We start from the raw sequence: 11,913 nt of genomic DNA on the forward strand, positions 1-11,913 counted from the left end.
TGAAATAACAATGGAAATCGAAACCAAGGAAGCAAACTTCAAAGAGAGGGAAAAAAAGGAAAAGATCGCCAAGGCCGCCGCTCGGCTCTTCAATGAAAAGGGTTATCTTGAGACGAGCATGGACGACATCTCGATTGCGGCCCATTTAAGCAAAGGGGGTATCTATCACTACTTCTCGAGCAAGGACGAGATCCTCTTCTTCATCGCCTCGAAATTCATGGACCTCCTGCTGAGGGGGCTGGAGGATGAGCTGAACCGGTTTGAAGATCCCTCTGAAAGGCTCAAATACTTCATCTCCCGTCACATCACGTTTTACACCCGCTACCTCTCAGAAGCCAAGACCGTCATCCACGAAGCCCACCTCCTTCCCGCTGAATATTTCAAGGTGATCGCAGAGAAGGAAAGGCAGTATCACCGAATCGTCAGCCAAGTCCTCTACGCCCTCTTCGAAGGCAGGATCGAAAAGGAACGGCTGAAGGCCCTCGCCTTCATCCTCTTCGGAACCTGCAACGGCATCTACTACTGGTATCATCCCAAAGGGCCGATCGTTCCCGAGGAGCTTTCCGAAATGATCGGGACCATCCTCTGCGTGGGGCTCACCGGGTATAAACAACAGATGGAGAGGGATTAAGAGATGACGACGCTCGATCCAAGGGATCTCCTTCCGACCGACGAATTAAGGCGTTTCCGCGATGAGGTTCACCAACTGGCCAAAGAGAAGATCGCCCCCCAGGCCTCTCTGGTCGATGAGGAGGAGTTCTTCAATCGCGAAGTGGAATCCCTTCTTTGGGATCGGGGGCTCCTCACCCTCACCTATCCGGAAGAATTCGGGGGATGGGCTCAGTATAAAACCACGGCCCTTTGCATCGCCGTGGAGGAGATCGCCAAGTATTGCGCCTCCTCCGCGCTCCTCCTCATCATCCAGGCGGTCGGAAGCTTTCCGATCCTTCATGGCGGCTCCCCGGCCTTGAAACAGAAATACCTGCCTCAAATGAGCGAAGGAAGAAAACTGGTGGCCTACCTGGTGACCGAACCCTCTTCGGGTTCGGACGTGGCGGGCATCCAGACGACGGCCAGGAAGGTGGGCGATCGGTATTTCCTCAAGGGATCGAAGTGCTTTTCAACCAACGGGGGCGTGGCCGAGCTCTACTCCGTCCTCGCCCGCACCTCTCCGGAGCGTGGGAAGTGTTCCTTTTTCTTGGTCGAAAGGGGCTCCAAGGGTCTTTCGATCGGGAGGACGGAGCGAAAGCTCGGACAGCGGGGATCCAACACGACCGAGGTCTTCCTCGACGAGGTGGAGGTCCCTGCCGAAAATCTCTTAGGCGAAGAAGGGGAAGGCTTTCTGATCGCCATGAAGGATTTCGACATGTCCAGGCCCGCCATCGGCGCCCAGGCCCTGGGAATCGCCGAAGGGGCCCTGGAGACCCTTCTCACCTCATTGAGGGAGAAACTCCAGGGGGAGGTCTCCCTCAAAGAACTCCCGATCCTCCAATCCCTCATAGCGGAATCGGCCATCCTCGTCGAGGCCTCCCGGGGGCTCATCTATCGGGCCGCTTTGCTGAACGATGAAGGATTGAGCAACACGAAACTGGCCTCGATGGCCAAGTGCTTTGCCGCCGACGCGGCGATGAAGATCACCACCGAGATGATCGATGCCTTTCAGATGTTGAACGGATTCGGTTCGATGAAGGCCTCTTCCCTCGACCGGATGTTCCGGGACGCCAAACTGACGCAGATCTTCGAGGGGACGAATCAGATTCAGAGGCTGGTGATCTCGCGCCAGATCCTGAAGGAGCAACTGGGCAGGTCGATCAAAGTTTAAAGGAAGGTTTGAGAGGCCGCCCCGACAGGGAGGGATGTCATGGACTTCAGTTTGACCCCCAGGCAGAGGCTCTTAAAAGAGGCCGTCAGGGAATTTATGAGAGGGGAGTGCGACCCTTCCGTCACCCTCGAGCTGGCCAAAAAGAAGCAATTTCCCTGGGAGATCTACCGGAAAGCGGGCCAGCACGGTTATCTCGCCTCCTACTACCCGAAGGACCTCGGAGGTCAGGGGTTACCCCTTCTCGATTATTGCCTGATCATGGAGGAGATGATCCGCTACGATCATCGGGTCGGGATGGCCCTGAGCCTCGGCTCCATCCCGGCCAAGGCCCTTCTCAGGTATGGAAACGAGGAGCAGAAGAAGAGGTACCTCCCTCGATTGACCAAAGGGGAGGCCGTGGCCTCCATCGCGGTGACCGAACCCAACCACGGAAGCGATATCCGATATCTCGACACCCGGGCCGAGCGAAAGGGCGATGAATACATCCTCAACGGAAGCAAGATCTTCATCACCAATGCCGACATCTCCGACTTCTACACCGTCTTCGCCCAGACCGATCCGGATGCCCCTCCTTATCGGGGCATCAGCGGCTTCATCGTCGAGAGGGACCAGCCCGGTGTCACCGCCATCGATCTCGGAGACAAGATCGGGTTAAAGACGACCTCCTCCTGCAGCATCGAATTCCGGGACGTCAAGGTCCACAAACGGAATCTCCTGGGCAAGGAGAACCATGGCTTCACCTACATCATGGGCGCCCTGAACGAGGGAAGGGCGGAGATCGCCAACGAGGCCATCGGCCTGGCCAGAGGGGTCTATGATCGGGCCCTGCAGCATTCGAAAACCCGGGAGCAGTTCGGCCAGAAGATCGGGAAGTTCCAGAACATCTCGCACATGATCGTCGAGATGTCCGAGGAGATCGAGTCGGCTGCCCTTCTGGCCTACAAGGCGGTCTGGCTGATCGATCAGGGCAAGATGGATCTGGCCACCTGCCTCCAGGCCAAAGTCAAATGCACCCTCACGGCGATCGACGTCAGCCTGAAGGCCATGCAGATCTTTGCGGGCTACGGGCTGTTCGAGGAACAGTTCATCGCCGGCTACTTAGGAGATGCCCTGGCCGCCTGGCTCCTCGAAGGCACGGGCCAGATTCAACGGAATACCGTGGCCGCCCAGATTCTCGGAAAACTCTGAGCCTCGGACTTGCCATCCTGCGTTTAGAAGGAGGACGAGATGGATTTCGAATTGACGAACCGCCAGAGACAGATCCGGCAGGCCGTCCGGGAGTTCGCCGAAGGGGAAGTGGCTCCGGTGGCACAGGAGTGCGAGCTGAAAGAGGACTTCCCCAGGGACCTCCTCAAGAAGGCGGCCCAGCTCGGCTTCATCGGCGTCTTCATCAAAAAGGAGTACGGAGGCCTCGGCCTGGGGTTTCTGGAACACGCCATCATCCTTGAGGAGTTCTGGAGGGTCGACCCAGGGCTGGGCCAGGTCTTTTCCTCGGTCACCTTCGGCGCCGAGGAACTGCAGCTCTTCGGATCGGAGGAGCAGAAGAAGAAATACCTCCCCCGGCTGGTCAAGGCCGAGCAGATCATGGGCTTCTCCATCACCGAACCGGAGGCCGGAAGCGACACGGCCTCGGCTTCCACGACCGCCAAAAAGGAGGGAGAGGAATACGTGATCAACGGCAACAAGGTGATGATCACCAACGGGACCGTGGCCAATTTCATCCTGGTCTACTGCCTCACCCACCCGGAGGAGACCTCGAAGACGAAACGCCATAGCATCCTCCTGGTGGAGACGGACAGGCCGGGATATAAGGCCGATAAAATCCATCGCAAGATGGGCATCCGCGCCTCGGATACGGCCAACATCTACTTCAACAATGTCAGGGTGCCGAAGGAGAACCTGGTCGGGACCGAAGGAAACGGCTTTCTCCAGTTGATGAAATTTTTCGACCACTCCCGATCCTACGTGGCGGCTCACGGGGTGGGGCTGGCCCAGGGGGCCATGGAACAGGCCATCAACTACGTCAAGAAAAGAAAACAGTTTGGGAAGTCGATCGCCTCCTTCCAGGCCACCCAGTTCAAGGTGGCCGACATGGCGACCCTCATCGAGACGGCTCGAACCCTCGTCCACAAATCCTGCTGGAACCTCGATCGAGGCCATGTGGACCCTCAGCTTGCGGCCATGGCGAAATGGTGGGCCTGCAACGTGGCCGTGCGGGTGGTCGACGAGGCCCTCCAGATGCACGGCGGCTATGGCTACCTTGAGGATTATCCCATCGAACGTTTCTATCGGGCGGCCAAGATCCTCGAACTCTACGAGGGCACGAAGGAGATCGACAAGATGATGATCGGCCGCAAGATGCTCGGGGTCTGATGAAGAAGGTCGGCATCTATATCTGCCACTGCGGAACGAATATCGCCGCCACGGTCGATTGCGAGGCCCTCGTCCGCCTGGCCAGGACCCTTCCCGGAGTTGGGATCGCCCGCGATTATCGCTACCTCTGTTCGGATCCGGGCCAGGACCTCATCAAAAAGGATATCCGGGAGGAGGGAGTGGAAAGGGTCGTCATCGCGGCCTGTTCCCCCCGGATGCATGAGGCCACGTTCAGAACCCTCCTGGCCTCGGAAGGGATCAATCCCTATCTCCTCCATATCGCCAACATCCGTGAACAGTGCTCCTGGGTCCATTCCGATCGGGAGAGGGCGACGGAGAAAGCGGGCCATATCTTGAGGGCTGCCCTGGCCAGGGTTCTCGCTCAGGAGGCGCTCACCCCGAGAAGATTCGGCATCAAGCCTTCGGTCCTCATCGTCGGAGGGGGGATCGCGGGCATTCAGGCCGCCTTGAACGTGGCCGAAGGGGGGATGAAGGTGATCCTGGTCGAGAAGGCCCCTTCCATCGGCGGACACATGGCCCAACTCGACAAGACCTTCCCCACCCTCGACTGCTCCTCCTGCATCTTCACCCCCAAGACCGTGGAGGTGGCGAGACATCGGAGGATCGAGCTTCTGGCCCACTCCGAGGTGACGGAGGTGACGGGCTTTGTCGGCAATTTCAGGGTCAAGATTAAGAGGCATCCCACTTTCGTCGACGCCGGCCGATGCACGGGCTGTGGGGACTGCGTGGAGGCCTGCGTCTTGAAAAAGGGTGTCCCCTCCGAGTTCGAAGAGGGGATGTCCAGACGAAAGGCCATCTACATCCCCTTTCCTCAGGCCGTTCCCTTAAAAGCGGTCGTGGACCGGGAGAACTGCCTCTTTTTGAGCAGGGGGAAGTGCAAAAAGTCATGTGTCGAGGCCTGCAAGGCAGGGGCCATCGATTTTGAACAGCGAGAGGAAGAGGTGGAGAGGGAGGTAGGTGCCATCATCCTGGCCACCGGCTATGACCCCTTCGACCCCCGTCACCTCCCCCAGTATGGATACGGGGTCTATGAGAACGTCATCACAGGGCTTCAGTTCGAAAGGCTCTCCAGCCCCTCGGGTCCCACGGGTGGGGAGATCCGTTTGGCTGACGGGACCGTCCCCAAAGCCATCGCCTTTCTTCACTGCATCGGAAGTCGAGACGAAAATGCCAATCTCCACTGTTCGAGGATCTGCTGTATGGCCTCGATGAAGCAGGCCCACCTGGCCAAGGAGAAGACCGGCGCGGAGGTCTACGAGTTCTATATCGACATCAACGCCTTCGGAAAAGGTTATCAGGAGTTCTACAAGAGGGTCCGGGAAGAGGGGATCTACTTCATCCGGGGAAAGGGCTCGGAGGTCTTCAAGAGAGAGGGTCGTTTGGTGGTGGCCGCTGAGGATACCCTCCTGGGGACGCCTCTGGAGGTCTCCGTCGACATGGTCGTTTTGGGTACGGGATTGACCCCCCGCCGCGATGCCGAGCGGGTGGCCCAGGTCTTCGGGATCGGTCGGAGTTCGGAGGGCTTCTTTCTCGAAGCCCACCCCAAGCTCAGGCCGGTGGCGACACAGGTCGAGGGCATCTTCCTTGCGGGATGCTGCCAGGGCCCGAAAGACATCCCGGATACGGTGGCCCAAGCCTCTGCGGCCGCTGCCGAGGTGATGAGCCTGTTGAATCGGGGGGAGATCGAGATCGAACCGACCACCGCCACGATCGACCCCGAACGATGTGCCGGCTGCAAATTGTGCATCGAGATCTGCCCTCACGGGGCGATCGAATTTCTCGAGGCCAAGAGAATCTCCTCGGTCCTCCAGGCCCTCTGCAAGGGCTGCGGGGCCTGTGCCGCGATTTGTCCAAACAAGGCGGCCAGGCAGAACCATTTCACCCCGCTCCAGGTCCTTTCGGAGGTGGAGGCGCTCTCCTCCTGACCCATGGCGATGAAAATAGATCCCAAAAGTTTCCTGAAAGATTACCAGCTCACCCTCTGCATCCAGTGCGGAACTTGCACCGGCGGGTGTCCGGTCAAATATCGTTCTCCTCTCAATATGAGAAGGCTCGTCCGGGAGACCGTCTTCACGGAAAATTTCCATTCCCTCTCGAAGCGACAGGAATTATGGGCCTGCACCACCTGTTCCACGTGCAGTCTGCGATGCCCCTCCGGGGTGAAGAACGTCGAGCTGATCCTGGGGATCAGAAGCCTCCTCGCCAATCGGGGAGAAGTTCCCTCGACGGTCCGGGATGCCCTTGAAAATACCTTGCTGCAGGGCAACCCCTGGGGGAGGTTCCGAGATCGAAGGGCCGATTGGGCCAAGGACCTCGGCGTGAAGGTCTTCGGCGAGGAGACTTCCGAGACGCTTTACTACGTCGGCTGCGCACCCTCCTACGATCCCAGAGTCCAGACCGTGGCCACCTCGCTCGTCAGGATCTTCCAACGGGCGGGGTTCGATTTCGCCATCTTGGGAAAGAAAGAGACCTGCTGTGGAAATGAGATCCGCAGGATGGGCGAGCAGACCCTCTTTAAAAAATTGGCCAAGGACAACACCGCCCTTTTCAGGAAGCTGGGGGTCAAAAGGATCATCACGACCTCTCCGCACTGTTACCATGCCTTTAAGAACGAATATCCGGACTTGAACCTTCCCGTTTTCCACTACACCCAGATCCTCACCGATCTCATCGAGGCCGGAAGGCTCTCCTTTTCAAAGGGGATCCAGAGGCCGATCACCTACCATGACCCCTGCTTTCTGGGCAAGCAGAACAAGGTCTTCGAAGAGCCGAGAAAGATCCTCTCCTCGCTCCCAGGATATGAATACAGGGAGATGGAGAGGTCGAGGGAGAGAAGCCTCTGTTGCGAGGGAGGGGGAGGGCGGATGTGGACGGAAGGGGGGACAGAAGGGAGAAGAAACGCCGAGATCCGGATTCGAGAGGCCCTGGCTGTGGGCGCAACGATCCTCGCCACAGCCTGCCCCTTCTGCCTTCTGACCTTCGAAGATTCCGTTAAAACCTCTGGCCTAACAGAACAGGTTGTTGTAAAAGATATTGCGGAGCTTATCGCGGAATCCATGGGGCCCCAATAGGCCCCAAACTCGAAGGAGGAAATCCCCATTTCGAAAAAGTCCCAAAGGACCCGATTCAAACGCTTCCGAACCAGAGGGTTTAGAAACGTTGAATCCCGAAATTTGAAACGGGTTTCCGTTTCAGAGATTCCAAATCCGGATCCCTGATCCAACGGGAGGTTCCCATGAACATCGTCGTCTGTGTCAAACGGGTCCCGAAGACGGCCGAGGCGGACATCATTATCGAGAAGGACGGGAAGGATATTAAGAAGGACCACCTGGTCTTCGCCCTCAACGACTGGGACGGTTATGCCGTTCGCGAGGCCGTCCGATTGAAGGAGGAGCTCGGAGGCGAGGTCGTGGTGATGACCGTTGGGCCTGAGGAGTCGAAGGAGGTGTTGACGAGATGTCTGGCCATGGGTGCGGACAGGGCGGTCCGGATCGAAGAGCCCCTTCCGAACGACGGCCGGCTCATCGCTGAAATCCTTTCGAAGGCCATCCAGACCCAACCCTTCGATCTCATCCTGACGGGCGTCCAGGCGGAGGACGATGGCTGGGGTCAGGTCGGGGTCGCCCTCGCCCAGATCTTGGGGATTCCCCATGCCTCCATCGTCACCCACATCGAGGTCGCCGAGGGAAAGGCCAGGGTCCGAAGAGAGCTCGAAGGAGGTTTGGAGGAGCTTCTCGAGGTAAGGCTCCCAGCCGTCTTGACGATTCAGACCGGGATCAACGAACCCAAATATGTCTCCTTGACCGCCATCCTCGAGGCGGAGGAGAAAGAGACAAGGGAGTTGACCTTGGATGAGATCGGAACGGTTCCGAGCGCTTCCCTTGACGCAACGATCGAAGAGGTGGCCTTTCCTCCTGCGGGAAGGATGGCCGAGTTTTTGAGAGGCTCTCCGGAGGAGGTCGTGGATCAGTTGACGGAGATCCTCAAAAAGAAGAAGGGGAATTGAACCATCCGCGAGACGGGAATTCCAATTTCGGATCTTCATCGACCGGAGGAGAAGGATGACCGAGATATTCGTATTGGTCGAACACAGGCAGGGAAAGGTCCGGGAGATCACCTACGAGATGATCGGGCTGGGAGAACGCTTGATCCAAGAAAAGGGAGGCTCTGTGACCGCGGTTCTCCTGGGCAACGGGGTCAAAGATCTGGCCGAGGATCTATCGAGGAGGACCTCGAAGGTGCTCGTGGTCGAGGATGAGAACCTCGGGCATTTTAATTCCATCCCTTATCAGAAGACGCTCTCTCATCTCCTCTCGAGATATGAACCCGCCCTTCTCTTAATGGCCCATTCCGCTTTCGGGATGGACCTGGCCCCAAGCCTCTCCGTGGAGATGGATTATCCCCTGGCGACCGATTGTATCGGCCTCTCCATCGAGGAGGGAGGGCTGAAGGCCACCCGATCCATTTATGGGGGGAAAGTCCATGCGAGGGTCGCTCTGAGACCCTCGAAGGGTTACCTCGCCACGATCCGACCGGGGGTCTTCCCCCCAAAATTGCCGGCCGAATCGCGAGGGGGGATCGTGGTGGAATCTTCACCCCTTCAAGGAACCTCGGATGCGAAGAGGTTTATCGATTACGTCGAAGCCCCTGTGACCGGTGAAGACATCGCCCAGGCCGAGATCCTCGTCTCGATCGGTCAGGGCATCGGTGGCCCGGAGCATATCCCGATGTTCGAAGAGCTGGCGAAACATTTGGGAGGCACGATCGCCTGCTCCAGGCCCGTGGTCGATCGGAACTGGCTTCCCAAGGAACGACAGGTGGGAATTTCGGGCAAGACGGTAAAGCCGAAGATCTATCTGGCCGTAGGGATCAGCGGGGCCTTCCAGCACGTGACGGCCATGCAGGGGTCGGAGACCATCATCGCCATCAACAAAGACCCCCGGGCCCCCATCTTCAGCGTGGCCCACTACGGGATCGTAGAGGATTTTCAGAAGGTGATTCCGGTTTTAAAAGAGAAGATCAAGGGTTGGAGATAAGAGGCCTTTAGAATTCAAACGTCATCCCGTGGACTCCTCCTTCCGGACGAGCAGGACCCGTCCCCGGGTTCCTTCGACCCTGACGGTCTCTCCCTCTTCGACAGGAGGAGACCCCTCGACGATTTCCGCTTTCCATAGTTCACCGCGTATAAAGATATAACCTGACGGGTTCAATCGTTCCTTCGCCACGCCTTTTTGTCCGATCATCTTCTGCGAGCTCCTTTCCAGACTTCGGTCATAGGCTCTCCAGACAAAGGGAAAGAGGAAGGCATCTTTGGCCACCCAGGCGAGCAGGACCCCCCAGAAAAACCAGGGGGGAAGATCGACATGTTTCTGAACCCCCCATAGGATGAGGACCAGAAGCAACAGGCTCGGGATCTGAAAAAGGGCATATCTGAGAACGGTGCGAGACGACCAAGGGGCTCTCTTCATCCGTTTGGAGGACCCTTCTGACGTTGAAAAGGGAGGCTCCCCCTTGACCTCCTAAACCGCGGGAATTCAGGCCATACCCTATTCATTTTAAAATATTCTCTCGGGCCGTTTCCTCTCACGTCTCCCCCTCTTGGCCCTGAAAGAATTTCTCTGGCAGGGATCCTTTTTCACTTCTAATGAGCTCCTCCCGAGCCTCCCCTTTACGACAACTTCTTTCTGCACCCATGAACTGCCTTCCAAGGGCCTTCCCCATCTCTTCCCAAAACAGGCCGAATTTTCTTTGGGCTGCCCCTCCAAAGGAAGATAGGGCATGGCGAGCCATGAAATAGCATCTCATGGGTCTCGAGGATCTCTTTCTTAGGCCTTAGAAAAGTAGGAAAGGAGTCGTAAGAGAGATGCTTCCCAAACTCCAATCCAGACCTTAACGGTTGAAAAACTCACAGGGTTTCGAAAACCCATCCGGTCCGATGGGATAATATCATAACATCGATAAGGAAACTTTGCATCGCCTCAACCACTCCCAGCCATTCTTGGAGCAGTGCAGAACGTAACGGAGAATGGACCAGACCGGGAACCCGGATTCTTTGGAAGGTGAGCCTTTCCTAAAGAGTGGCGGTGAGGGATCGAATGTCCTTAACGGGCCCTTCCGGTCTCTTTCTGAAACCCCGCCGATGGACCTCCTCTTACAGCCTCCTGGGGAGGCCTTCCCCGGTCTTTCATCGAAGTCCTTCTTTAAGGGGATCTCTTTTTCGGCAGCCTAAGTTGGAGGGAGCATAAACCCAAGGGTGGGAGCAAAGGGAGGAGAATCTGTCTCAGGGCCGATAAAAGGTGATCCTCCCGCGTTTTGAAATAGAAGGGGAAATCTTTTGGAGGGAAAGGGATTCTTTTGGGTCGGCTAAAGAGCTTAATAAATTTTTACACTCCCCCTGTTTATTCTTTGGCCGACCCCTGACCACTCCGTCGGTGGTCATGGGGGACGGTCACCGTCGTCACACAGGTGGCCGGATTCCCTGCCTGATCGAGAATCCTGTAGGTGAGTGTATAGACGCGATCCTTACCTTTTCCAGACCGTTCGGCTCGAAGTTGTCCCTGGATACAAGGAGTTCCAATGGCCCAGCCTTGAATGTCATTGGGACGATCTCCATCGCCAAGCCCGTTGTCGGGTTCGTTGCTGACGACACTCACCAATTGGAACCCGTGAGCTCCGGAGAGAACGTCACGGATGTTTAACAAGACGGTGATGTTGACCATTTGGTGATTCGGGGGCCATAGGAGGCTCGGCATCGCTCGGCAGGTGATCACAGGAGGGGTTCTGTCAATCTTGACAAGAACCGTCTTGGGAAACTCCCTATTTCCCGCCTGATCGCTGGCAAAATAGTGGACAGCCGTCTCCCCTTCGGCCGAAAGGAGCACAGAAACGGTATGGCCGGCCTGAGTGGTGACGGGAAGAGATTGAGCCCCTGAAGTCCAATAGGTAATCTCCTTCACCCCTGCTCCGCTTTGGTCTGTTGCTCTGAGCGTGACCGTGACATCGCTCTTATTCCATCCCAACCCATTGGGCAAAGGCGAGAGCTCTACAAGTGTGATTGGGGGGATTTGAGGGACGATCACAGTTACCGCCACATTGTCATATCCAGCATCGATTCCATCAAATACCATGAGCTGCAAGACATAGACCCCTGCTACATCAGGGGTAAAGGAAGCCAATACGGAATTCGCATCGGAGATGGCTTCGTTTTTGAGTTTGCTTCCGTTCGGTATGCTTACCAAGGTCCAGAGGTAGGCAAGCGGACTCGGGCCATTGTCTGGGTCGTTGCTTGCCGATCCGTTAAGAATGGCCATTTTGCCGAGGTGGATGGTGAGATCCTCCCCTGCATTGGCATTGGGCGAAACATTGGGAGGGGTGGCGATGATTTGAACCGTATCCTCCGAAGAGAGATCACCATCGTTTACAATGAGCTTGAGCTCATAGAGGCCCGAGACATCCGGAGTGAACGTGGCATTGGGTTTATCTCTATTGAGAATGTCACGGTCAGTGAGAATGCTGTTGGAGGGTTTTGTGACAAAACCCCAGAGATAGCCGAGTGGATTTGGTCCTTGGTCGGGGTCATGGCTCAAACTGCCATCGAGTTGGGCAGACTTTCCCGTTAACACATTCTGATCAGGTCCGGCGTTGGCGTTGGGCGCTACATTGGGAGTTGAGGCATAGATGACCACTTCATCCGGATG

General features: G+C 57.0%; 10 protein-coding genes. 8 read left to right on the forward strand and 2 right to left on the reverse strand.

Going from position 1 to position 11,913, the window contains the following annotated elements; genetic code table 11:
- The first annotated feature begins 10 nt into the window (after positions 1-10).
- The 8 genes from N3G78_04410 (at position 11) to N3G78_04445 (ending at position 9,252) form a co-directional block, all read left to right on the forward strand.
- Positions 11-631 carry a TetR/AcrR family transcriptional regulator gene (locus tag N3G78_04410; protein ID MCX8117161.1) on the forward strand — a complete coding sequence of 207 codons (621 nt, stop codon included), beginning with the start codon at positions 11-13 and terminating at the stop codon, positions 629-631.
- Between the two features lie 3 nt (positions 632-634).
- On the forward strand, positions 635-1,822 hold the full coding sequence (locus N3G78_04415) for an acyl-CoA dehydrogenase family protein (GenBank protein ID MCX8117162.1): 1,188 nt from the start codon (positions 635-637) through the stop codon (positions 1,820-1,822).
- A 39-nt stretch (positions 1,823-1,861) separates the two neighbouring features.
- Entirely contained in the window at positions 1,862-3,010 is a 1,149-nt protein-coding gene (locus tag N3G78_04420; protein ID MCX8117163.1) for an acyl-CoA dehydrogenase family protein, read from the forward strand.
- 39 nt (positions 3,011-3,049) lie between these two features.
- Positions 3,050-4,195 (forward strand): acyl-CoA dehydrogenase family protein, encoded by a 1,146-nt coding sequence (locus tag N3G78_04425; protein ID MCX8117164.1) that lies wholly within the window; start codon positions 3,050-3,052, stop codon positions 4,193-4,195.
- Complete coding sequence (locus N3G78_04430) at positions 4,195-6,141, forward strand: CoB--CoM heterodisulfide reductase iron-sulfur subunit A family protein (protein ID MCX8117165.1); 1,947 nt, start codon at positions 4,195-4,197, stop codon at positions 6,139-6,141. Before N3G78_04425 ends, N3G78_04430 begins: the two co-directional genes overlap by 1 nt.
- 3 nt (positions 6,142-6,144) lie before the next feature.
- Positions 6,145-7,287 (forward strand): (Fe-S)-binding protein, encoded by a 1,143-nt coding sequence (locus N3G78_04435; GenBank protein MCX8117166.1) that lies wholly within the window; start codon positions 6,145-6,147, stop codon positions 7,285-7,287.
- Between the two features lie 164 nt (positions 7,288-7,451).
- Positions 7,452-8,222 (forward strand): electron transfer flavoprotein subunit beta/FixA family protein, encoded by a 771-nt coding sequence (locus N3G78_04440; protein ID MCX8117167.1) that lies wholly within the window; start codon positions 7,452-7,454, stop codon positions 8,220-8,222.
- A gap of 55 nt (positions 8,223-8,277) precedes the next feature.
- A complete protein-coding gene (locus tag N3G78_04445) occupies positions 8,278-9,252 on the forward strand; it encodes an electron transfer flavoprotein subunit alpha/FixB family protein (GenBank protein MCX8117168.1) in 975 nt (324 codons plus the stop codon).
- A 21-nt stretch (positions 9,253-9,273) separates the two neighbouring features.
- Here N3G78_04445 and N3G78_04450 read toward each other — a convergent pair whose 3' ends face one another.
- Both N3G78_04450 and N3G78_04455 read right to left on the reverse strand, forming a co-directional pair.
- Positions 9,274-9,684 carry a hypothetical protein gene (locus N3G78_04450; GenBank protein ID MCX8117169.1) on the reverse strand — a complete coding sequence of 137 codons (411 nt, stop codon included), beginning with the start codon at positions 9,682-9,684 and terminating at the stop codon, positions 9,274-9,276.
- Positions 9,685-10,614: 930 nt separating this feature from the next.
- Positions 10,615-11,913 (reverse strand): hypothetical protein (locus N3G78_04455; protein MCX8117170.1); only part of this gene is annotated, 1,299 nt, incomplete at its 5' end.

It is taken from the genome of Thermodesulfobacteriota bacterium (genome assembly GCA_026415035.1).
Lineage (GTDB): Bacteria > Desulfobacterota > BSN033 > BSN033 > UBA1163 > RBG-16-49-23.